The organism is Fibrobacter sp. UWT2 (genome assembly GCF_900142545.1).
In the GTDB taxonomy this organism is placed as follows: Bacteria; Fibrobacterota; Fibrobacteria; order Fibrobacterales; family Fibrobacteraceae; genus Fibrobacter.
In genome coordinates this window covers 44,054-66,863 of record NZ_FRBF01000006.1, presented here as the reverse complement: position 1 = coordinate 66,863, position 22,810 = coordinate 44,054, and the positions used below count along the sequence as shown (strand labels likewise).

The following is a 22,810-nucleotide window of genomic DNA, read 5'->3' as shown; positions in this document are numbered from 1 at the left end:
CACCTCTTTTTTACAATTACTCTACGGACTTGCCCTTCTCCACGGCTTCGGCAAGGGACATACCCGTAAATTCCTGAGCGCTGAACCAACGGCCGCTCTTCTTGTCGTCGAGCATGACAGACACCATAGAACCCGGAATCACGGTTTCGGGAGCGTTAGGGGCGTTGGGGCCACCGAGATCCGTGCGGAGCCAACCCGGATCCATCACGTTCATCATCACGTCGGTGCCGTTCAACTTGCAAGCAAAATCCTTGACAAATTTTGTCAAAGCAGCCTTAGCGCAGGCGTAACCCATCAGCTCCGGTTCGTTAGCAATACCGCTAGTGGTAAGCTGCATGCGACCAAAGCCTCGCTTGATCATGCCCGGCAAGAAATGGTAAGCTATCTTGATGGGAGCCAAGAAATTCACCGCCATGGCCTGGTGGAAATCTTCCATCGTGTTGGTGAGATAGTCGGTAAAGTAATGGCTCATGAGGCCGGCATTGTTGAACACGATATCGACCTGCACGCCCCAAGAATCAATTTCAGCGAGAGCGGCATCAATTTCGCAAGCGACTTCAAGGTTGCAGCCCACGGCACGGCATTCGACACCGTACTTCTTGATTTCGTTCATTACCGGTTCAGCGTGGGACTTGTCGCGGCCCTGCAAAATAATGTTGGCGCCGAGTTTCGCCATTTCGATGGCGGTGAGACGGCCCACTCCGCGGCAGCCGCCGGTAATCAAGGTCCATTTGCCCTTAACGTCGATCATAAGTCATCCTTTTTTGTATGAAAAACAGTTCAACCCGTTTTTCTGATTTCTGTGTATAAAGATACTCTTTCGCTGTCCCAAATCAGCGCTTTTTTTTGGAAAATCTGTATACAAGAGTAAATAACGTCAAAAAAAAAGAGGGGATTCCCGCCTACGCGGGGAAGACAAAAGCAGTATATTCTACATTTGTTCCAAAATTTGAAAGGATGTGAAAAATGAAAAGCTCTAGAGACAACTGGGGTTCGAAACTTGGTGTGATTCTCGCGGTCGCGGGTTCCGCCGTCGGACTTGGCAACTTCTTGCGTTTCCCGGTGCAGGCAGCCACAAACGGTGGTGGCGCATTCATTATCCCTTACCTCATCGCCTTCTTGCTTTTGGGCATTCCCCTTTCGTGGATGGAATGGACGCTTGGCCGCGCAGCTGGTAACAAGCACCACGGTACCGCTCCGGGCGGATTCCACTACATTCTGAACAAGAAGCCCTGGGCCAAGCACCTGGGATCGCTCGGGCTCTTGCCCCCGCTGTTCATCAGCTTCTACTACATCTTTATCCAATCCTGGATTCTGGCGTTCACCTACTACTCTGCCACAGGCAAACTGATGGAAGTGGTCGCCGGCGGTTACGAACCGATGAAGGAATTCTTCGGCAACTACATCATGCTGAACACCAAGATTGGCCCGGTTCCTGCCGCCATTCTCTTCTTCTTGATCACGTTCGCCTGCAACATGGGGCTCCTGTCGTTCGGCGTGCGCAAGGGCATTGAACGCGTGAACAAGATTACCATGCCGATTCTTTTGATCATGGGCATTATCCTTGTGGTGCGCGTGCTTACCATTAGCGATATCGGTAAGGGACTCGCTTTCGTGTGGAACCCGAACCTTTCTGAAATCCTTAACCCCGCCGTTTGGCTTGCCGCTTCGGGCCAGGTGTTCTTTACCATGAGCCTCGGTATGGGCATCGTCTTCTGCTACGCAAGCTACCTGAAGCCCAAGGAAGACCTGGTGCTTTCGTCCTTGACCGCAGGCGCCACCAACGGCTTTGCCGAAATTATCCTCGGCGGTACCATCGTGATTCCGATGGCCGTGCTCATTGCCGGCAACAATATTGAAGAATGCGCGAAGCTCGGCACCTTCGGCCTCGGTTTCCAGACCATGCCGTTCGTGTTCGGCCAGCTACCCTTTGGCGGATTCTTCCAGACGCTTTGGTTTGCGATGCTCTTTATCGCAGGCGTCACCAGCGCCATTTCGATTATCCAGCCGCTGATCAGTTTTTGCGAAGACGACCTGAAGTTTAGCCGCAAGGGCTCCATTACCGCCACCGGTACAGTGACCTTCTTGGGAGGCCTTGTGGGTATTTTCGGCCTTGCCGCAGGCGCGGTCGATGAGCTCGACTTCTGGGGCGGAAGCTTCTTGCTCGTGGTTCTCGGCACGATTCAGGCATTCATTTTCTCGTTCGTGCTCGGTCGCCGCAAGTCCGACGTGATTGGCGAAGACGGCAAGCCGGAATGCGAAGCTTTCGCCTTGATGAACGACGGCGCCGCCTTGAAACTCCCCCGCTTCTTTAGGCCGATCATTATGTATGTGTGCCCGATTTATCTGGCCGTCGTGCTGGTCGCCTGGATTATTCACGATGGTATGGGCGTGCTCCTGCTGAGCAACGTTCCGGCCGATGCCAAGGTGACTTTCCTCGGCAGCGAATTCACGCAGATTGGCTTTACCTGGGGCGTTCGCGGATTCCTGCTCGCCCTCGTGGTGCTTTTGAACATTGCCATCTACTACGCCTGGAAGGTGAACGGCCCGGCTAGAAAGACTACCGTTCTCCACAAGCAGAACATGACTGTCGGCGATTCCGACAATGAGGAGGCATAACATGGAATTTTCTACTAGCGGCCTGATTTTTATGGTCCTTTCGTGGGCCGGCATTATCGGGATGTGCACCTTCTGCTTCTACAAGGTGTTCAAGAAGAAATAGTTTTGAGGATTTATGAAGCTTACCAAGTATAAGAGCTCCATTGCGTATTTAATATTTGTTTTCTGCAGCATTTTTGTGCAAATGGGCTTGTTTGTTCATTTCCAGAGATGGCTTTCCTTCTCGTTCGAAGGGTCTGCCTTCTGGTGGCGCAGCATGCTGTTGCAGGTAGCCATTTTTGCACCGAGCATCTTTATGCTCCCGGCAGCGAGCTACTTTGCGGGCCGATTCCACAAGGGTCACGTCATGGCGTGGTCCTCGGTGGGAATGCTTGCCTCGGTAATTGCAGTCGTTGTCTGCTATGTGGCGGGCGCCGAATGGGTTGCCTACGGGCTTCTTGGCTTGTACGGTATTTTTCTTGCCGTACTCAGTCCGGCAAAGCTTGGCATTATGAAAGAGATGGTCGAAAGCGAGGACTTGGTCAAGATTAACTCTTGGTACATGGCCCTTTCAGTGCTCGGCACCGCGACCGCGGCCTTCTTTGCCATGGGACTTTCGGGCAGGCCCGATTCCCCCGTAAGCATTGACCTTACATTGTGGATTTACCTTGGCTTGAGTGTCGTGACAACCATTGCCGGTTTTTGCATCAAGGTCGGCGAAACGCATGACAGTCTCAAGATGCGCTCCCCCATGCGCAATTTCTCGGCCACCTGGAGCCACCCGATTGTACGCCTTTCGATTCTCGGTCTTGCCGCTTTCTGGGGCGTGACGCAGATTTTCCTGATTTTGATTCAAGACTTGGCGAACATGCTGAACACCGCCGTGATTCCGGTTTCCATGTTCATCGTGACCGCCGGCTATGTGGTTGGAGCATTCTCTGCCAGTTGGGCATCCAAGGGCTTTGTCGAAACAGGCTTGATCCCGTTTGCAGCCGTGGCCTCCGCCATTACCATGTTTGCACTCCCGTTCGTACATAACGCCTGGTTGCAAGCGATCCTTTACGGCATTATCGGCTGGAGCGCCGGCTGCGCCTTCGTGATTTTGCGTACGGTCATTCAAAGCTACACGCGCCCCGATACAGCAGGCCGCATTCACGCTGTGGCTAACGCTATTCAGATGGCCTTGCTCGTGGTCATTATGGGCGGCCAGACTCTGCTCTTGATTTTTACACCGATTACGCTTGATTACTGCTTCATGATTTTGGCAGTGATTCTTGCACTCTGCTTTATCGCAAACCTCAAGAACAACCCGATGGCCCTTTTGCGTGCCGCACTCCGCTTTGCGTTCGCCTTTGTATTCCGCTACAAGGTGAAGGTCATGGGCGTGCAGAACATTCCTGAATCGGGCCCGGTTCTTTTGGTGGGGCCGCACTTCAGCTTTATTGACTGGGCGGTACTCCAGATTGCAAGCCCGAGACCGCTCCGTATTGCAAGCAACCGCAACACTTTTGCCGACTGGTACCAGCGCTGGTTCTTCCACGGCAACTTCCTGATCAGCATTAACCGCCGCGATCCGGCGCCCGCTATGGAAGAAATCCACAAGGCACTCTTGAACGGCGAAGCGGTCGTAATTTTCCCGGAAGGCGAAGTGTCGAAGACTCCGTTCGTGTCGACCTTCTCGCTGGACTATTCCAAGGCGATTGAAGGCACCGAAGCTCCGATTATTCCGTTCTACATTCAAGGTCTTTGGGGCAGCCGTTACAGCCACGCCAGCGAAAGCGTGAACCGTCCGCAGTCTTTCAACCGAATCATTAGCGTCGGTTTCTCGAAGCCGCTGCCGACGAACGCTACCGAAAAAGAAATCCGCCACGACCTGGAACTTTTGGATACCGACATTTGGAACATTGCCATGGACCATTCCGCCTCCATTGTTCCGCTGTGGTTCAGGGCCATGCGCAAGCGTCGTAGCCGCATGATTTTGATTGACCCCGCCGGTAACCACGTGAACGGTTACGGCATGATTCGCCTGTGTCATTACCTCGGCAAGGTCATCAAGTCTGTAACCAAGAACGACAAGAACGTGGGCTTCATGATGCCCACCAGCCGCGACGCCGCTCTCGGCATCATGTCTATTCTCGGCACCGGCAAGACGACGGTGAACTTGAACTACTCCGCTCCCGTAGATACGATTCTTGGATGCATCGAAAAGGCAGATCTTTCTACAGTCGTTACGACTCGCCCCTTCTTCGACAAGCTTTGTGGCAAGAACCCGGCCTTCGCACAGATTGCCGACAAATGCCAGATGATTTACCTGGACGAAGAAGAAGCCAAGATGTCAACCATCTGCCGCTTTGTTTCGGCATTCATCATTCGTACATGCCCGGCAGGATTGTTACGCCGTCTGTGGTTCACCTCTGCCAAGCTCGATGACGACGCCGTGATTCTGTTCAGCTCGGGTTCCGAAGGCTCGCCGAAGGGTGTTGAACTCACCCACAAGAACGTGATTTCGAACGCCCAACAAGGCGACCACATTATTAAGCTGCGTCGCACCGACGTGATGACCACCTTGCTTCCGCTGTTCCATTCCTTCGGCTTCACCATGACCTTCATGATGCCGCTGTTGGATGGCGTGCCCATGGTGCTTTGCCCAGATCCGACGGACATCAAGACGCTCGCTCGCGTGTGCGCCCAGTACAAGACCACTATCATGATGGGTACGCCCACGTTCCTGCGTGCTATTGCGATTAACCGTTGGGTCCACCCGATGTGCTTGGATTCTCTGCGCTATATTATTGCCGGTGCTGAAAAGCTCCGCCCCGAAATGCGTGAGACCTTCAAGCTCAAGTTCGGCAAGGATGTTTACGAAGGCTACGGTTGTACGGAGCTGACGCCGCTTGCTACCTTGAACGCCCCGAACGTGTTGCTGGATGACTTCTTGACCATGGAAAAGTGCAGCGACAACTCCAGTATCGGTATGTCCGTGCCGGGAGCCATTTGCGCCATCATCGATCCGGAAACCAACGAGTTCTTGCCCAATGGCGAAGAAGGCATGTTGGTGGTAACCGGTCCGCAGGTGATGAAGGGATACCTGAAAGACAAGGAAAAGACCGATGCCGTGGTCATCAACATCAATGGCCGTCGCTGGTACAAGACGGGCGACAAATGCAAACTCACTCCGGACGGATTCGTACAGATTCTCGGCCGCTACAGCCGCTTCGCTAAGCTCGGTGGCGAAATGATTTCGTTGACGGCTGTGGAATTGCGCATCGCAGAATCCAAGGTCATGGAAGATTGCGAATTCGCCGTTACGGCAGTGCCCGATTCCGCCAAGGGCGAAAAGATTGTGCTCCTGGTCAAGGGCAACGTGAACGCCGAAGACGTTTCTCGCAACCTCCGCAAGGCAGGCATTCCGCCGCTCATGCAGCCGGGTGCGGTATTTGTCGTAGACAACATTCCGAAGCTGGGTTCCGGCAAGTGGGACTTCAACGGAATGAAGAAAATGGCTCTGGAGCTTGTCGAAAAGAAAGCATAAGCCCCACACTAAACGATATTACACGGCAATTTATACATAGAGTGTAAATTGCCGTTCTTTTTTGCAGATAAAATTGTATATTAATGGGGCAAAAAATGAGCAAGGAGTCTATATGGAACAAATCGTTAAAAAAGTTCAAGAACTAGGATTGACGCTCCCCAAGTGCCCCGCACCGCTCGCCGCCTATGTTCCTGCCACTCGAAATGGCGACACCATCTACGTTTCTGGCCAGTTGCCCTCGGTAAACGGTGATTTTTCCGCATTTTGCGGTTCTGTGCCTACTGACATTTCTGTTGAAAAAGCCACTGAAGGCGCCGCTATTTGCCTTATGAATAACGTGGCCGCAGCCCTCTCGCTGCTAGAAGAAAACGAGACCCTCCGCTTGGTCCAGATGCAGGGCTTTGTGCAGTCTGCACCGGGATTCCATGAACAGCCGAGCGTGCTGAATGGCGCCAGCGAACTTGCCGTGAAGATTTTTGGTGAAAACGGAAAGCATGCCCGTACTGCCGTAGGCGTATCGAATTTGCCCAAGAATGTGGCTGTCGAAATCAGCTGTACCTTCCAAGTTTTAAAGGCTGAAGCCAAGTTCAACGGCCGCTACGGCTGGATTGAAGGCTAAAAAAGTCCATTTTTCACAAAAAGCCACCTTTTCAAGACCCTTTCGACCTCCGAAAGGGTCTTTTCATTCAAACTTTAGTCCAAAAACGTTCAATTTACTTTATTCAAAATTCAATTTTTGTCAAACTTACACAAAAAATGCACCATTTTTCCCACTCAAAAACAAAAGTATTTCAAAAAATAGACCTAAAGCAAGCAAACTTTTCAGAATACGCCGTATAAAAATTCACAACTTTTCAAAAAATATTAAAAATTTTCGGTTATTTTAGAGTAAATCTCTTGCCACTAGGGGGCATTCGTTCTATATTTCAGCCATATTTTTTGAACAACAACCCGTTAAGTACAGGAAATTATATGGCAAATTCTCCATTAAGTGGCGCAGAGGTGATTATCGAATGCCTCAAGCGCGAAGGAATTGATACCATTTTCGGTTATCCCGGTGGATCGGCCATCCCGATGTTCGATGCCATTCTGGATTCCAATATTAAAGTCGTGTTGACCCGCCACGAACAGGGCGCTACCCACATGGCCGACGGTTACGCTCGTCAGACCGGCAAGGTCGGCGTCGCTCTCGTCACCAGCGGCCCGGGTGCCACCAACACCTTTACCGGTATCTACACCGCCCTTATGGATTCTAGCCCGATCGTCGTGCTCGCCGCACAGACGACCACTCCGAACTTGGGTAAGGACGCCTTCCAGGAATGCGATACAAGCGGTATGACTTTTGCAGCCGTGAAGCATTCTTACTTGGTGAAGGATTCCAACGACCTTCCGCGCATTATGAAGGAAGCCTTCCACATTGCACGCAGCGGCCGTCCGGGTCCCGTGCTTATTGACTTGCCGAAGGACGTGACTGCAGGCCCCTGCACCGCTCCGTTCACCGACAAGATGGACCTTCCGGGTTACAAAATTCCGAGCTACGCTTCTACTGAAAGCGTCGAAAAGGCCGCTGAATACTTGAAGAAATCCAAGAAGCCGCTCTTGCTCGTGGGCCACGGCGCCATGATTTCTGGCGCTAGCCGCCAGGTGAAGGAACTCGCCGAAAAGCTGAACGCCCCGGTGGCATGCACCTTGCTCGGCCTCGGCACCTTTCCGACCGACCATGAACTTTCTCTCGGTATGCTCGGCATGCACGGTACCGTGTACGCCAACAAGGCCGTTCTCGATTGCGACTTGATTCTTTCGATCGGTAGCCGCTGGGACGACCGTATTACCGGTAAGCTCGAAGTGTTCTGCAAAGACGCTATCAAGATGCATATCGACATCGACCCCGCCGAAGAAGGCAAGGTTTTGCAGCCGGATGTGTTCATGTGCGGCGATGCAAAGCTCGTTTTGGAACAGCTCCTCCCGCTCGTGGGTAAGCTCGACACCGCCGAATGGGTGAAGACCTGCCAGACCTGGAAGAAGCGTTTCCCGCTGACCTACCCGAAGCAGGGCGGTCTCCGTATGCAGCATGTGATTCAGACGGTGAGCGACCTCACTCAGGGCAAGGCCATCGTCACGACCGACGTAGGCCAGCACCAGATGTGGGTGGCACAGTTCTTCCACACCAATTATCCGCGCCAGCTCCACTCCAGTGGCGGTGCAGGAACCATGGGCTTTGGCCTCCCATCTTGCATTGGCGCCGCTTTCGGCAATACCAGCGGTTGGCCGGTGATTACCTTCTGCGGTGACGGTGGTTTCCAGATGACTGAAGCCGAACTTGCAACGGCCGCTATTCACAAGCTCCCCATCAAGATTTTCGTGATGGACAACAAGTACCTGGGCATGGTGCGCCAGTGGCAGGACATGTTCTACGACAAGCGTTACAGCTGCGTGGACATGAAGGGCAACCCCGACTTCGTGAAGCTCGCTGAAGCCTACGGCATCCTCGGTCTCCGCATCAAGCGCAGCGCCGACGCCGAACGCGTAATTCAGAAGGCTTTGGAATACAACGAAGGCCCGGTGCTCATCCACTGCGAATGCGAAAAGGAAGACAACGTGTTCCCGATGATTCCGGCCGGTGCTCCGATTACGAGCATGATTACCGAACAGCCGAAGACTCAACTTGAAAAGCCCACGGGATCGACCTAAGGAGATAAGCCATGTTAAAGGATAAAGCACATTCTATTAGTTTGTTAGTTGCAAACCGCCCAGGCGTGCTCGTGCGCATCGCCCTCGTGTTCTCCCGTCGTGGTTACAACATCGATTCCCTGGTGGTCTCCCCCACGCTCGACCCGAACTTTAGCCGCATGAACATCATCGCTCACGGTAACCCCGAGATCTTGATGCAGATTATCAAGCAGCTCGAAAAGCTCGTGGACGTGGTGCAGGCCAAGGACCATACCGATACCGACGCCGTCGAAAAGGAACTCGCACTCATCAAGGTGCGTTGCACTCCGGACCAGCGTACCGAAATTCTGCAGCTTTGCGACCACTTCCACGCCAACACCGTGGATATGACCGCTACTTCGATGATCATCCAGATCACCGGAAACAGCCAGAAGGTTGACACGCTCAAGAGCCTGTTGCAGAAGTTCGAAATCGTCGAATATATTCGCACGGGTAAGGTTATCATGCTCCGCGGCGAAGAACAGACCTAACAAGACCGGACTGGCTAATGCTTCAAGGTTCGTACCATGGAGCCAGTCCTCTCGCCTCCACGACTCGTTAAGACGAGTCGCTTGAGGCTCACAGAATCCGTTCGCGACCATGTAGATTTAAAATCCGCTCCGAAAGGGCGGATTTTCTTGTATTCGGTCACAGGTTTTTGCAGATTAGAATTTCTTGTAGAAATCAGGGAGCGGTTTATATATATTTTAAGTTGAAGGAAGGAGTTCTGCTATGAAAATCGAGAAGAAAATCGTCAAAAACAGCACGAAGCTAAGCATTGCCGCCAAAAGCGCCATTGCAGCCTCGTTCGGAATCGCAGCCGTTGCATTGACCGCTTGCGAAGAAAGCGCCACCGCCGCGTCCCCCGCTCAAGATCCTGAAACAGGGGCTCCCGAAACCGAGACTCCGAGCAGCTCTAGCGTTGTCGATATTCCTCTGAGCCATGAGGCCCTTAGTAGTTCGGCAGTCGAAGCACTGTCATCTGCCGCAAAGCCTTTGAGCAGTTCTTCGGAAGAAGTGGACGTGATGTTGGCGGGAGTCATCGCGCCCCATCATCTAGATACTATCCCTAGTTCCTCTTCCGTTGCAGAACCGCTGAGCAGTTCATCTTACGATGAGCCGTATCCGCCTCCTGAAGCAGGCGTTATCGAAGCTCCCGATGAAAGCGACTTCGAAAGCAGTTCTTCGAGCGAAGTGAACGCACAAAGCAGTTCCGCCGAAGATCCGGTGCCGCTCGCTGGCGACCCCATTATAGAAGAAAGTTCTTCGAGCGAAGTGGAACAGCCCTCTAGTTCGTCTACGGATCAGCCAGTGGAATGCCGTGAAGGAGACCCCTCCTGCATCAACATCCACTTATGCACCGATCCTAAAGATCCTAAGTGCCTGATTGTGAGCATGGCAACGACTTTCGAACAAGACGACATCACTACATGAATTTAGTTCTATGCCTTACGGAACAGTGCAACTTGCGCTGTTCCTATTGTTATTATAAGGACACGCAATCTGCCCGTCATAATGTGATGGATGACGAGACGCTTGAGCAGGCAATTCGCGTGGGGCTAGAACGTAGCCTGTTTTTCAAGCAGGCCTATTTGAACATTACCTTTTTCGGCGGCGAGCCCTTACTGCGCAAAGACGCCATTTTCAAAGGAGTAAACCTGGCCAAGGCTTTTCTTGCCGAGGCCATAGACAAAGGAGAAGCTCCCAGCAACTTTAAGCTCAACTTTGCCGTCAACACGAACGGAACGCTCTTTGACGATTCATTCTTTGATTTTTGCGAACGCGAACATTTTCGCATTTACCTTTCGCTCGACGGCCCGGAATATCACCACAACATTGCTCGCCGCACGGTAAACAACTGCGGCAGTTTCAAGGACATCGAGAAATACATTCCACGTTTCGTTAAGTTAGGCGCAGTAGCCCTAAGCACCGTGACGCGAGCCCACATCGAGACCTTAGCAGAAAGCGTCAAATGGCTGCATGAGCAAGGATTCAAAAGCCTCACCACCAGCGTCGACTATGACGGCAAATGGACCGGCGAAGATTTCGACAGGCTCGCCTTGCAATACCAGAAGATGGCCTTATATTGGAAGGAATGCCGCGACAAAGGCGACAAGATGTTCCTGGGTACAATTCAAGACAAAATAAAATTATACCTTGCAAATTTGCGATACAGGCAATATTCTTGCCACGTATACAACGGCGCCATTGGCGTCGCCACTAACGGCAACATGTTCCCGTGCACTAGGTTCATTACTTCAAACGAAAATCCGCCCTACTTACAAGGTAACGTCTTTACCGGATTCAACGAAGAAGCCTGCGAACAAATTAAGCAATTTCTAGACAACGACAAAAAGGAATGCGAAGGTTGTGACATACGCTACCGCTGCTGCGCACACGAATGCGCCTGCACTTCTTTTTACAGCACCGGTTCTATCGAAGGCGTATCGCCTGAAGTCTGCACGCACGAACGCATGCTCGCAGAGCTCTGTGATAATCTAATGATTAAAAACTTGGATTAGAAGCCGAGAACGGCTTCGGAGATCTCGTTGGCTTCGTCGGAATAATCGTCGGCATAGTCCGGATTGAATTCGCCCCAGCCATCGCTGACGCCGCAACCGACACCCACATCTAACGAAGACCACTTGAATGCGGCAAACACGCGTTCAAAGCGTTCCATGAGATCGGCAAAGAAATCTTCGGGGAGTTCATCTTCAATGAGCACGGAGCCATCCATCGCCAAGAGTTCGCCTTCGGGGAGTTCCTCGAAACGGCATTCGTATTCATCCATCATCACGTCGTCAACCGAGTACCAGTCGCCACTATCTTCACTGGGCAGGTCCATTTCGGGGTACTGCTCCATTAAAGCATCATAAACGGCAGAAAGTTCGTCGGTGGTGCCAACGAAACGCATCAGTATTCGACAATTCATACGTTCTCCATTCTTAATACAAATATAGCCGTTTTTTACTCAAAAATGAACTTTTTCTTACAAAAGGGGCTTTTGTAGGGCACAAAAAAGGAAAGCGGTACTTTTTGTACCAGCGCATTTAGCCATATCACACAAAAACGACAAAAATAAGAAATATGTAAGAAATTTTTTCAGTAATCTACTTGTCAGCCCCCTCAAATTTTTATATCTTATGTACCAGAAATCTTTGTTCTCCTCCTAACCCCCAAAAAACTGGTCCGGCTCTGCTGGGCCAGTTTTCTTTTATAAAAAAGCCGAAATTCGCGAAAAAAACTAAATTTTAAAGCACTATGAAAAAGTCAGTACCTATTACGCTGCTCACCGGCTACCTCGGAGCCGGAAAAACCACCCTCCTCAATTTTGTTCTCAACAACCAGCAAGGTTACCACGTCGCCGTGATCGTAAACGACATTGGCGAAGTGAATATTGACCAAACCCTTATCGAAAAGGGCGGAAACATTACCAAGGAAGACTCCGGCAAGGTGGTGCCGCTGTCTAACGGCTGCATTTGCTGCTCCCTGAAGACCGACCTTTTGGAACAAATTGCCGAACTGTTGGAAATGAACAAGTTCGACTATATTCTGATTGAAGCGAGCGGTATTTGCGAACCCATTCCTATCGCACAGACTATTTGCATGGCCGGCGCCCAGTTGCAGAGCCGCGACGGTCGCCCGCTCCCCTGCCACCTGGACAACATCGTTTCCGTTGTTGACGTGGCACGCCTCGCCGACGAATTCGCTGGCGGCCAGAAGCTTTTATCCAAGGATCTTGAAGAAGAAGATATCGCGAACTTGCTCATCCAGCAGATTGAATTCTGCAACACCATCGTGATGAACAAGGTTGATAGTTTGTCTAAAACCGACCTTGAACACGTGAAAGCCGTGGTTCGCGCCTTGCAGCCCGACGCCAAGATGATCGAGACGAATTACGGCAAGGTCGAAATGAAGGATATCTTGGACACTAAGCAGTTCGACTTCGAAAAGGTCGGCAACTCCGCCGCTTGGGCCAAGGAACTCATGAAGGAAACAACCCCCGACGACGACGATGATGATGACCACGACGAGCATGAACATCACCACCATCATGACCATGATGATGACGACGATCATGAACATCATCACCACGACCATGATGAACATGACCACGATCATGAAGACCATAGCCACTGCGACCACGAACACGGCGTGTGCCATTGCGGCCACCACCACGACAAGGATCATCCGCATGGTGACGAATACGGCATCAGCACATTCGTGTACGAACGCCGCCGTCCGCTGATTCGTGAACGTTTCGAAGTGTTGCTCGACGACTATCCGACCAGCATCATCCGCACCAAGGGTCTCGTGTGGTTCGAAGACGAACGCGATAACAGCTACCTGTTCGAACAAGCCGGCAAGCAGGCTTCCGCCCAGAATTTCGGACCGTGGTTCGCCAGCGAAAGCGAAGAAGAACAGAAGCGTATTCTCCGTGAAAATCCGGACCTGCTGAAGGTGTGGGACGAAAAGTACGGTGACCGCATTATTCGCCTCGTCTTCATTGGCCAGCACATGGACAAGAAGAAGATCATCGCAGCCATGGACAGCTGCTTGGGCGAGTAAGAGCTAAGCTCGACTCTATCTCAAAAAAATTTCGCCCCGACGATGTCGGGGCGTTTTCATTTAAAGGTTTGATTCGAATTCGGCGAGGAAGCCGCGGCCTTGTTCCCATTCGCGAAGGTCGGAATCGGAATTGATGTGGCCGAGAGCGCCGGCATTGTAGACTTTGACGCCCCAAGCGTTTGCAAAGAACAGCGAACGTTCCATGGTGACGAACGGATCGTTTTCGCTGGCCACCACACAGGCGGGAATCGGCAATTTTTCAAGCGGCATCGGAGCAAAGCTCTTGATGACGTCTACATTGTCTACATCGCTCGGAGAAACGAGAAATGCGCCCTTGACGTACGCAGGCACGCCTCCGCACGAAGCCGCCTTTAAAAGCCAGTTTACGGTGGTGCAAACGCCCAAACTGTGAGGAATCAGGATTGTATCGCCCTTCAAAGCGCGAATGGCCTTATCGAGAGTCTCAACCCATTCGCCCTTCTCGGGATTGTCCCAGCAGCGTTGCTCCACGCGAGTAGCGTTAGGCAGGCTCTTGGCCCAAAAAGTTTGCCAATGTTTCGGTCCAGAATTATTCAAGCCAGGTACAATCAGATAATTCATCACGTATTCTCCGTTTTATTCCCTATAAAAATAGTATAAAAGAAGCTTAAGCGGAACTTAAGCCTCTTCTATTTATGTCTATGGCGCAATTTTAAAGAGATGCAACTTTCGCCTTAGCATCGGCCATGGCGCGGACCACAAGGGACGCGCCATTTGCGCAGTCACCGACTGCGTAAATGTGGCGAGCCGGGTCCGGAATGATCGCGGTACGCGGCGTAAGTTGCAGGCCCAAATCGTTCACGATGCCTTCTGCCGGGACCCCGGTGAAGCCCATGGCGAGCACAACCAGGTCGGTTTCGATGACTTCGGTGGAATTCGGGACTTCGTTGGGTTTGAGCGGGCGGCCCTGCGGGGACATTTCCCATTCCACGCGGACAGCTTCGACGCCTGCGACGCGGCCATCTTTCACAATGAACTGCTTGGAAGACACGTTCCAGCGGCGTTCGCCACCTTCGTGCTGGGCGTAGCTGGTACGCAGCATGTACGGCCAATCCGGCCACGGAGTGGACGGAGAACGTTCCTCGGGCGGCTTGGGCATGAATTCCACCTGGAGCACGCTTTCGCAGCCTTCGCGGATTGCCTTGCCCACGCAGTCGTTACCCGTATCGCCACCGCCAATCACCAAGACCTTACGGCCCTTGGCGCTGAACTTTTCAGGATTCGTTTCGCCGGGCTTGTTTGCGCCGTGCAAGAAGTCGAGCGCAAGGAAGATTCCTTCGGCTTCGCGGCCCGGGATTTTCAAGTCGCGGGCGTTCGGCGTACCGATGGCGAGGAATACATAGTCAAAATTCTTGTGGATGTATTCCGCCGAGATGTCCTTGCCGATTTCGGTGCTGCAGACAAACTTGATGCCCGCTTCTTCGAGGAGTTTGACGCGTCGATCGATAACGGACTTGTCGAGTTTCCAGTTCGGAATACCGTAGCGCAGGAGGCCGCCCACCTTTTCACGCTTTTCGTAAACGGTAACGGCGTAACCCTTGCGACGAAGAGCTTCGGCAGCAAAGAGACCTGCAGGACCCGAGCCGATAACCGCAGCGGTTTTACCGTTCCATTCTGCAGTAGGGAGCGTTACGCGGCCTTCTTCGAAGGCTGTTTCGATGATGTACTTTTCGATTTGGCGAACCATCACGGGATCGTTATGCACATTGCCCGTACAGGCGGATTCGCAAAGGGCGGGGCAAACGCGGCCCGTAAATTCAGGGAAGAAGGCCGTCTTGCTGATAACGTTGTAGGCGCGTTCCGCATTCCCTGCAGCGACAGCCGCATTGAATTCGGGCACCAGGTTACCGAGCGGACAACCCGCACCATGACAGAACGGAATGCCACACGTATGGCAGCGTGAACCCTGCTGTACGATTTCCAGTGAAGTCAACTTGCGTTCGACTTCGTTGTTGTCCTTAATTCGCTCTTCGACAGGGCGGTAAACATCTTGTATGCGTTTAATCTGTTCCATAATAGGCTTCAACTTCTTTAGTTAAACTTTCAATGTTCAGTAGGAAGTTAGAAGTAGGAAGTAGGAAGTTTTTATAATCGCGGCATAGCCGCCTTACTTACACTGTCTACAGCCTACTGTCTACCGTCTACTATCATTTTACCTTTCCCTGTAATGCGTTACGATAGTCGACCGGGAAGATCTTTACGAACTTCGGACGTTCGCTGTTCCAGTTTTCAAGGATGCGCTTACCCTTTTCGCTACCCGTTGCCTGAACATGCTGTTCAATAAAGTCAATGAGTTCGCGTTCGCTGTCGGTACCGGCAAGCACGCTTTCAAGGTCCACAGAGCCCACGTTGCAGCTCAGGTCGAAGTGACCCGTTTCGTCGTACACGTAAGCAAAGCCACCAGTCATACCTGCGGCGAAGTTCACGCCTACGCGACCGAGCACGACCACGCGGCCACCCGTCATGTATTCGCAACCGTGGTCACCCACGCCTTCGGAGACGAGGAGCATACCGGAGTTACGGATACCGAAGCGTTCGCCAGCAAGACCATTGATGAACACCTTACCGCTGGTACCACCATAACCGATCACGTTACCGGCAATGACGTTGTCTTCGGCCTTGAAGGTTGCGTTGTGCGGCGGACGCACGATAATCTTACCACCCGAGAGGCCCTTGCCCATAAAGTCGTTGGCTTCGCCTTCCAAATCGAGCGTGACACCCGGAGCAAGGAAGGCACCGAAGCTCTGGCCCGCGACACCCTGAAGGTGAATGCGGATCGTATCTTCGGGAAGGCCCTTCTCGCCAAAGTGTTCGTCCACTTCGCCGGAAAGTTCCGTACCCACCGTACGGTCAGTATTGTGTACCATCGCGCTGAGTTCCACGGCAGTCCCCTTTTCGAGAGTTTCCTTGACGAACGGCAAGAGTTCGCGGCGGTCGAAGTTGACCAGTTCTTCCTTGACATAGTTCTTGTCGAAGGACTTGACGCCACCCTTGACGGTTTCGAAAATCTTGGAGAAGTCGAGGTTCTTGGCCTTGTAGAAGGCGATGGCGGAATCCTTTTCAAGGAGGTCGCTACGGCCGCAGGCTTCTTCGAGAGAGCGGAGACCGAGGCTTGCGAGGATTTCGCGGACTTCATCGGCGATGAAGAACAAGAAGTTTTCGACGTATTCCGGCTTGCCAGCAAAGCGCTTGCGGAAGTCGGCATCCTGCGTTGCAATACCCATGGGGCACTGGTTCGTATGGCACTTGCGGTCCATTACGCAACCAAGGCTAACGAGCAAGTTCGTAGCAAAGCCGAATTCTTCGGCACCGAGGAGGGCTGCCACCACAATGTCGCGGCCCGTCTTGAGCTGGCCATCGACCTGGAGCTTGATACGACCGCGCAAGTCATTGAGCACAAGAGTCTGTTCCGCTTCGGCAATACCGAGTTCCCACGGAAGGCCGGCATGCTTGATAGAGGTGAGCGGAGATGCACCCGTACCGCCATCGTGGCCAGAAATGAGCACCACGTCGGCATGAGCCTTGGCAACACCAGCGGCAACCGTACCCACACCCACTTCGGACACGAGCTTCACGGAAACACGAGCCTTCGGGTTGGAGTTACGCAGATCGTAAATGAGCTGAGCCAAGTCTTCGATAGAGTAAATATCATGATGCGGCGGAGGAGAAATCAACGACACATTCGGCGTACTGTGACGGATGCGAGCCACAAAGTCGTTCACCTTGTGAGCCGGCAGCTGGCCACCTTCACCGGGCTTTGCACCCTGAGCCATCTTGATCTGCAAATCCTTTGCGTGGCGCAGGTAGTCAATCGTGACACCAAAGCGGCCCGAAGCAATCTGGCGGATAGCAGAGCTACGGATATCACCGTTCGGAGCCGGAGTATCGCGATCCGGGTCTTCACCACCTTCACCGCAGTTGCTCATGGCACCGATGCGGTTCATGGCGATAGCGATGGTTTCGTGAGCTTCAGGGCTCAAAGAACCAAGGCTCATAGCGCCTGCCACAAAGTGCTTGACAATGGATTCGCGGCTTTCGACTTCGGAAATATCAATCGGAGCCGCTTCCTTGAACTTGAAGAGGCCGCGGAGCGTTGCCTGGCGTTCAGACTGATCGTTAATCAGCTTGCTGTAAACCTTGAACTTTTCGTAGTCGCCACCCTGCACAGCCTGACGGAACGCCGCCAAGGACTGCGGAGTCCACAAGTGCTTTTCGCCTTCCTTGCGGTAAGCGTACTGGCCGCCGGACTGAAGCACCTTGCTTGCATCGGCAAAGGCGATCTTCTGGCGTTCGCCCACTTCGGTTGCGATTTCTTCGAGGCCGATACCTTCGATGCGGCTTGCGGTTCCCGGCAGGAACTTTTCGACGAGTTCCTTGTTCAGGCCGACCGCTTCGAAAATCTGGGCGCTGCGGTAGCTACGAAGGGTAGAAATACCCATCTTCGACATAATCTTGAGGAGGCCCTTGTCCACAGCCTTCACGTAGTTGGCGGCAGCCGTCACCGGATCGACATCGAGGTCGCCGTTGTGGCACATGTTGGTAATGCTCTGGAAGGCCAAATACGGGTTGATGACCGTGGCACCGAAACCGAGCAACAAGGCAAAGTGCATGACTTCGCGGACTTCGCCAGACTGCACCACCAGACCGATTTCAGGACGTACACCGGCTTCCACAAGGGCGCGGTTCACGCTGGCCGTGGCAAGCAGCGACGGAATAGGCACGTAACCCCAATCGATGTTCTTATCGGTCAGAACGATGATATCGAAACCATCATTCACGGCACGCACAGCATCGCCAGCGAGGTTCTGCAAGGCAGCTTCCAGGACTTCCCCATTGCCACCGAGCGGGAACTGCATCTTGAGTTCCTTGGCCTTGAAGGCCTTATCGCCGATGTTTTCAAAGCGGCGGATTTCGTCTTCGGTCACGATCGGGCGCGGAATCTTGATGAGGTGCGCCTGCTCCGGAGTTTCTTCGAGTATGTTGCCGTGGTTACCGATGTAGGTCGTAAGGCTCATCACCAATTCTTCACGAATCGGGTCAATCGGCGGGTTTGTGACCTGGGCAAAGAGCTGCTTAAAGTAGTTGAACAGCGGCTGCGGCTTGTCAGAAAGCACGGCGAGAGCGGCGTCGTTACCCATAGAACCGATAGGTTCTGCACCGTTCTTGGCCATGGGCTGCAAAATGATGGAGAGGTCTTCGGCAGAGTAACCGAAGCGCTTCTGCTGCACCAGAATATCGTCAGGAACATCGGCCGGGTTGATTTCGATAAAGAGGCCACGAACGCTCATCTTGTTTTCGGCGACCCAGCGGCGGTACGGCTTGCTACGGGCCACGTAAGCCTTCATTTCGGCGTTCTTCAAGATGTGGTGATTTTCGAGATCGAGGTAGATGATTTCACCGGGTTTGAGGCGGCCCTTTTCTTCGACTTCGTCATCCTGCAGGTCGAGCACGCCCGTTTCAGAGGCCATCACGAAGAGACCGTCTTTACACAAAGTGTAACGTGCCGGACGAAGGCCGTTGCGGTCAAGGATTGCACCGGCGTTCACACCATCAGAGAAAGCGACGGCGGCAGGGCCATCCCACGGCTCCATAAGCATGGATTCGTATTCAAAGAAGCCACGCACGTCGCGACCCAGGTAATGCTTCTGGCCCCAAGCCTGCGGCAAGAGCATCATCATCGCATGCGGGAGGCTACGACCCGCAGCGACGAGAAGCTCAAACATGTTATCGAGGCTAGCAGAGTCGCTCTGGCCCGGCATAATGAGCGGCAAGAGCTTCGGCAAATCGTCACCGATGACTTCGCTCTTCAGGAGCGGTTCACGGGCACGCAGACTGTTCAGGTTACCGCGCAGGGTGTTGATTTCACCGTTGTGAGCGAGGTAGCGGAACGGGTGAGCCAGCGGCCAAGTCGGGAACGTATTGGTAGAATAACGCTGGTGCACGAGAGCCAAGGGGCTTTCAAAATCGAGGTCGTTCAGATCCTTATAGAAGCCTTCGATCTGGCTTGCAAGCAACAGACCCTTGTAAACGATGCTCTTGCGGCTGCAGCTGCAAACATACACGCCCTTGCAGGTCTTTTCGACCAGGCGGCGCACCACGTAAAGCTTGATATCGAATTCTTCGTTGGTCTTGAACTTGGAGCCGTCAAAGAACACCTGGCGAATATGCGGCAAGGTTTCGCGGGCCGTGTGACCGATGGTAGCGGGGTTCACCGGAACTTCGCGGAACTGAATGACATCTACACCTTCAGATTCGGCAACACGCTTGATTTCGGCATCCAGGGCGTCGGCGGCAAGCGTATTTTCGACAAAGTACATGGCCACGCCGTAACGGGCCGGAAGATTCGGGTACAGCTTGCGGAAGAACTTATGCGGCATAGAAAGCAAAAGGCCAGCGCCATCACCCGTTTCAGGGTCGCTACTAGCCGCACCGCGGTGCATGAGCCTTTTCAAGACCGTAATACCCTGCAACACAATCTGGTGCGAGGCAACATTATTAATATTGGCAACTAGGCCGACACCGCAGGCGTCGTGTTCGTTGGCCGGATCGTAAAGTGCTTGAGCGTTCATAAATAATCCTTGTTTTACTTTTTTGCGCTCCGTATTTGCAAAATCCGTGCCAAACGGACAAAATCACCCGTCAATTATTGAAAAAGCGGTCAAAAATGTAAAACAAAAGCCGAATTCCAGAATTAGGCTAAATTTTTGATTTCAAAAATTGTAAAGAATTACAGCGTTTTTACAAATTCCGTAAATACCCTTAAATCAGACGCAAATCGAGCGAAAAAGGGCGTCATTCAAACACTTTCTTCTTGCGTTGATCGCGACCGATCAAAATGAGGCTCACGACCACACCGGCGAGGAGCACCACCGAGGTCACAATCAGCGCGATGGAATGTCCGCAGGTCACCTGGAAGAACAGCACCGAGAGACTCCAGCCGATAACCGTCTGAAACACCATCATGAGCGTTCCGTAGAAGCGCCCGAGTTCACGGAAGGCGGTTCCCATGGCAGCAAGACACGGCACGTAGAGCAATATAAATAGTAAGTATGCCAACACCTGGAAACGCCCCAGGTTGAAATGCGCCTGCATGGTCTTGTACGCGCCTTCGTTTCCAGCACCTTCGGATTCTTCAATCGCAGCCTTGACTCCCAGCGGGTTCGCAATGGAGGTAAAGACTTCCACTAAGTTCGCGGGGATGCTTACGAGAGCTTCTTTTACCGTAGATTTCAGGCTAAAGCCTTCGTCCGCAGCGGTTTCGGCAGCGGCAGCCTCCCCCGCTTTTTCAGCAACGTTAGTAGCGTTAGCGTCGCCCGTACCCTCGATGGCGTACAACGAATTGAGCGTTCCGACAATCGCCTCTTTTGCGAAGAGCCCCGTAAAAAGAGCCACCGAAGCGGGCCAGTTGTCGCGTTCGACTCCGAAAGGTTCAAACACCGGCGTAATCACCGTACCCACGGCACTCAGCACCGACTTTTCGTTGTTGTCGTTACCGAAACTACCGTCAGTACCGACGGAACCCATAAAGCCGAGCACCGTCACCATAATGAGCACGACCTTACCCGCGCGGAAAACGAATTCTTTGAGGCGGAGCCATGCGTGGCGGAAAAGGTTACGCACCTTGGGCAGATGGTATGGCGGCAGTTCCATGATAAACGTCGATTCCTTGCCCATGAAAAGCGTATGGCGCAAAAGCAGGCCATAAATCAACGCAATAACGATGCCCGTCAAGTAAATTCCGAACACGAGCGTCCCTGCGCTTTCGCCGAAGAACGCCGCGCCAAACAGCGCATACACCGGGAGGCGAGCGCCGCAGCTCATGAACGGCACCAGGAACAAAGTAAGGAACCTTTCACGCTTGTTTTCGAGCGTACGCGTGCCCATGAGCGCAGGCACCGAGCAGCCAAAGCCCACAATCATCGGCACGAAAGCCTTTCCCGGGAGCCCGAGGAACCGCATAAAGCGATCCGCCACAAACGCCGCACGCGACATATAGCCGGAATCTTCAAGGAACGAAAGGCAAAGGAACATGAAGAAGATGACCGGAATGAACGTCGATACCGTCTGGATGCCCGTACCGATGCCGTTCGCCAACAGCGCCACGACAACGCCCGGAGCGCCAATCTTCGTCAACAGTTCCGTCATGCCGTCCACGAAAATTCCACCGAACAAAATGTCGAAGAAATCGATAAACGCGCTGCCGATCTTCACCGCAAACCAGAACACCAGATACATGGCAATGAGGAAAAGCGGGATTCCCAAGATGCGGTTCAAGAAGAGCTTGTCGAGTTTGTCCGTTCGTGTGCGCTTGTTGGTGTTGTCGCGAATCACCGCCTTGGCGATATCGCGGGCATAGGAATAGCGGGAATCGGCCAATGCAAATTCCACCTCTTCGCCCAAGTCTTCTTCAATCTTGTCGTGCGGGATTTCGACACCGAGTTCGTCGGCAAGTTCCAGCACTCGTCCGCTATGCTCCAGATACTGCACCGCCGTCCAGCGCGGGCTTGCCCCTAGTTTGTCGGCTACGGGCTTGAGCGGCACCGCAATTTCTTCAATCAGCTTTTCCAGGACTTCGGAATGCTTGACCGCCTTCGGGAGCGGAAGCTCGCGGCTGTTATGCAGCAGTTTGTGCAAATCGTTCACGAAGCCTTCGCAACTCTTGGGCGAAACCGCCGTGAGGCCAATCGCCGTCACGCCGAGGATTTCTTCGAGCTTGTGCAGGTCCACATGGATGCCGCGACTCGCCGCGATATCCATCATGTTCACCGCCAAGACCATCGGCACGCCCTTTTCCATCAGCTGGCTCGTGAGGAACAGGTTGCGCTCCAGGTTCGTGGCATCCAGAATGTTCACGACCAAATCCGCTTCGCCCTTGAGCAGGTAATCGAGAGCAGCACGCTCGTCTTCGGAGTTTGCAAACAGCGCGTAGATACCCGGCAAGTCCACCACGCGAATCGTGTGGTTGTCGAGCTTAAACTGGCCTTCCTTTTTTTCGACAGTCACGCCCGGCCAGTTGCCCACAATTTGGTTTGAGCCGGTCAACGAGTTGAACAGAGCGGTCTTTCCGCAGTTCGGGTTGCCTGCAATCGCAATCGTGAAAACTTCTTTCTCGATAGGCATCAGACTCTCCTCAACTTGAGTACGTTAGCCTCTTGTTTACGGAGCGAAAGCCTGTACGAAAGCACGCTCACCTCGACCGGGTCGCCGAGCGGTGCCACCTGCAAAACCTGCAGCACCACGCCGCGCACAAGCCCCATCGACAAAAGTTTGGACTTGTACTGAGAATCACCCGTGTTGTATCCAATAATTTCGGCCTTGTCGCCTTTTTTAAGTTCCGAAAACTTCGGTTCGTTATTCATACAC

The 22,810-nt window shown here is 53.0% G+C and carries 15 protein-coding genes; 8 read left to right on the top strand and 7 right to left on the bottom strand.

Features of this window, described 5'->3' with window-relative positions; genetic code table 11:
- Nucleotides 1-16: 16 nt before the first annotated feature.
- Nucleotides 17-751 carry an SDR family NAD(P)-dependent oxidoreductase gene (locus tag BUA40_RS05790; RefSeq protein ID WP_072799426.1) on the bottom strand — a complete coding sequence of 245 codons (735 nt, stop codon included), beginning with the start codon at nucleotides 749-751 and terminating at the stop codon, nucleotides 17-19.
- 215 nt (nucleotides 752-966) lie between these two features.
- Here BUA40_RS05790 and BUA40_RS05785 point away from each other — a divergent pair, with 215 nt between their 5' ends.
- The 7 genes from BUA40_RS05785 to BUA40_RS05755 all read left to right on the top strand — a co-directional run bounded on the left by BUA40_RS05785 (nucleotide 967) and on the right by BUA40_RS05755 (nucleotide 11,361).
- The gene (locus BUA40_RS05785; protein ID WP_072799424.1) at nucleotides 967-2,619 is read left to right on the top strand and encodes an SLC5/6 family protein; all 1,653 of its coding nucleotides are present in this window, start codon (nucleotides 967-969) and stop codon (nucleotides 2,617-2,619) included.
- Nucleotides 2,620-2,803: 184 nt separating this feature from the next.
- Nucleotides 2,804-6,130 carry an MFS transporter gene (locus BUA40_RS05780; protein WP_255369223.1) on the top strand — a complete coding sequence of 1,109 codons (3,327 nt, stop codon included), beginning with the start codon at nucleotides 2,804-2,806 and terminating at the stop codon, nucleotides 6,128-6,130.
- A gap of 112 nt (nucleotides 6,131-6,242) precedes the next feature.
- Nucleotides 6,243-6,749, top strand: a complete 507-nt coding sequence (locus tag BUA40_RS05775; protein WP_072799419.1) for a RidA family protein — start codon at nucleotides 6,243-6,245, stop codon at nucleotides 6,747-6,749.
- A 353-nt stretch (nucleotides 6,750-7,102) separates the two neighbouring features.
- Complete coding sequence (ilvB, locus tag BUA40_RS05770; RefSeq protein WP_072799417.1) at nucleotides 7,103-8,821, top strand: biosynthetic-type acetolactate synthase large subunit; 1,719 nt, start codon at nucleotides 7,103-7,105, stop codon at nucleotides 8,819-8,821.
- An 11-nt stretch (nucleotides 8,822-8,832) separates the two neighbouring features.
- The gene (ilvN, locus tag BUA40_RS05765; protein WP_072799415.1) at nucleotides 8,833-9,330 is read left to right on the top strand and encodes an acetolactate synthase small subunit; all 498 of its coding nucleotides are present in this window, start codon (nucleotides 8,833-8,835) and stop codon (nucleotides 9,328-9,330) included.
- 241 nt (nucleotides 9,331-9,571) lie between these two features.
- Nucleotides 9,572-10,273, top strand: a complete 702-nt coding sequence (locus BUA40_RS05760) for a hypothetical protein (RefSeq protein WP_072799413.1) — start codon at nucleotides 9,572-9,574, stop codon at nucleotides 10,271-10,273.
- Nucleotides 10,270-11,361, top strand: coding sequence for a radical SAM protein (locus tag BUA40_RS05755; RefSeq protein ID WP_072799411.1), 1,092 nt, complete (start codon nucleotides 10,270-10,272; stop codon nucleotides 11,359-11,361). Before BUA40_RS05760 ends, BUA40_RS05755 begins: the two co-directional genes overlap by 4 nt.
- On the opposite strand, the gene BUA40_RS05750 is transcribed toward BUA40_RS05755, so the two are convergent.
- Entirely contained in the window at nucleotides 11,358-11,771 is a 414-nt protein-coding gene (locus tag BUA40_RS05750; protein ID WP_072799409.1) for a hypothetical protein, read from the bottom strand. The two genes, BUA40_RS05755 and BUA40_RS05750, sit on opposite strands and share 4 nt — an antisense overlap.
- Nucleotides 11,772-12,100: 329 nt before the next feature.
- Between BUA40_RS05750 and BUA40_RS05745 the strand changes: the two genes are divergently transcribed.
- Nucleotides 12,101-13,408 carry a CobW family GTP-binding protein gene (locus tag BUA40_RS05745; protein ID WP_072799407.1) on the top strand — a complete coding sequence of 436 codons (1,308 nt, stop codon included), beginning with the start codon at nucleotides 12,101-12,103 and terminating at the stop codon, nucleotides 13,406-13,408.
- A gap of 60 nt (nucleotides 13,409-13,468) precedes the next feature.
- Here BUA40_RS05745 and BUA40_RS05740 read toward each other — a convergent pair whose 3' ends face one another.
- The 5 genes from BUA40_RS05740 to BUA40_RS05720 all read right to left on the bottom strand — a co-directional run bounded on the left by BUA40_RS05740 (nucleotide 13,469) and on the right by BUA40_RS05720 (nucleotide 22,806).
- Nucleotides 13,469-14,008: an RBBP9/YdeN family alpha/beta hydrolase gene (locus BUA40_RS05740; protein ID WP_072799404.1), complete on the bottom strand. Its 540-nt coding sequence runs from the start codon at nucleotides 14,006-14,008 to the stop codon at nucleotides 13,469-13,471.
- 91 nt (nucleotides 14,009-14,099) lie between these two features.
- Nucleotides 14,100-15,461, bottom strand: a complete 1,362-nt coding sequence (locus tag BUA40_RS05735; protein ID WP_072799401.1) for a glutamate synthase subunit beta — start codon at nucleotides 15,459-15,461, stop codon at nucleotides 14,100-14,102.
- A gap of 133 nt (nucleotides 15,462-15,594) precedes the next feature.
- Nucleotides 15,595-20,016: a glutamate synthase large subunit gene (gltB, locus tag BUA40_RS05730; protein ID WP_072799398.1), complete on the bottom strand. Its 4,422-nt coding sequence runs from the start codon at nucleotides 20,014-20,016 to the stop codon at nucleotides 15,595-15,597.
- Between the two features lie 223 nt (nucleotides 20,017-20,239).
- The gene (feoB, locus tag BUA40_RS05725) at nucleotides 20,240-22,567 is read right to left on the bottom strand and encodes a Fe(2+) transporter permease subunit FeoB (RefSeq protein ID WP_072799396.1); all 2,328 of its coding nucleotides are present in this window, start codon (nucleotides 22,565-22,567) and stop codon (nucleotides 20,240-20,242) included.
- The gene (locus BUA40_RS05720) at nucleotides 22,567-22,806 is read right to left on the bottom strand and encodes a FeoA family protein (RefSeq protein WP_072799394.1); all 240 of its coding nucleotides are present in this window, start codon (nucleotides 22,804-22,806) and stop codon (nucleotides 22,567-22,569) included. The genes feoB and BUA40_RS05720 overlap by 1 nt, the downstream gene beginning before the upstream one ends.
- Between the last annotated feature and the right edge of the window lie 4 nt (nucleotides 22,807-22,810).

What these genes read in the sequence shown, in the direction of transcription:
- BUA40_RS05790 (WP_072799426.1), bottom strand. Translation starts at nt 751, where the DNA reads ATGATCGACGTTAAGGGCAAATGGACCTTGATTACCGGCGGCTGCCGC.
- BUA40_RS05785 (WP_072799424.1), top strand. Translation starts at nt 967, where the DNA reads ATGAAAAGCTCTAGAGACAACTGGGGTTCGAAACTTGGTGTGATTCTC.
- BUA40_RS05780 (WP_255369223.1), top strand. Translation starts at nt 2,804, where the DNA reads ATGGGCTTGTTTGTTCATTTCCAGAGATGGCTTTCCTTCTCGTTCGAA.
- BUA40_RS05775 (WP_072799419.1), top strand. Translation starts at nt 6,243, where the DNA reads ATGGAACAAATCGTTAAAAAAGTTCAAGAACTAGGATTGACGCTCCCC.
- ilvB (WP_072799417.1), top strand. Translation starts at nt 7,103, where the DNA reads ATGGCAAATTCTCCATTAAGTGGCGCAGAGGTGATTATCGAATGCCTC.
- ilvN (WP_072799415.1), top strand. Translation starts at nt 8,833, where the DNA reads ATGTTAAAGGATAAAGCACATTCTATTAGTTTGTTAGTTGCAAACCGC.
- BUA40_RS05760 (WP_072799413.1), top strand. Translation starts at nt 9,572, where the DNA reads ATGAAAATCGAGAAGAAAATCGTCAAAAACAGCACGAAGCTAAGCATT.
- BUA40_RS05755 (WP_072799411.1), top strand. Translation starts at nt 10,270, where the DNA reads ATGAATTTAGTTCTATGCCTTACGGAACAGTGCAACTTGCGCTGTTCC.
- BUA40_RS05750 (WP_072799409.1), bottom strand. Translation starts at nt 11,771, where the DNA reads ATGAATTGTCGAATACTGATGCGTTTCGTTGGCACCACCGACGAACTT.
- BUA40_RS05745 (WP_072799407.1), top strand. Translation starts at nt 12,101, where the DNA reads ATGAAAAAGTCAGTACCTATTACGCTGCTCACCGGCTACCTCGGAGCC.
- BUA40_RS05740 (WP_072799404.1), bottom strand. Translation starts at nt 14,008, where the DNA reads ATGAATTATCTGATTGTACCTGGCTTGAATAATTCTGGACCGAAACAT.
- BUA40_RS05735 (WP_072799401.1), bottom strand. Translation starts at nt 15,461, where the DNA reads ATGGAACAGATTAAACGCATACAAGATGTTTACCGCCCTGTCGAAGAG.
- gltB (WP_072799398.1), bottom strand. Translation starts at nt 20,016, where the DNA reads ATGAACGCTCAAGCACTTTACGATCCGGCCAACGAACACGACGCCTGC.
- feoB (WP_072799396.1), bottom strand. Translation starts at nt 22,567, where the DNA reads ATGCCTATCGAGAAAGAAGTTTTCACGATTGCGATTGCAGGCAACCCG.
- BUA40_RS05720 (WP_072799394.1), bottom strand. Translation starts at nt 22,806, where the DNA reads ATGAATAACGAACCGAAGTTTTCGGAACTTAAAAAAGGCGACAAGGCC.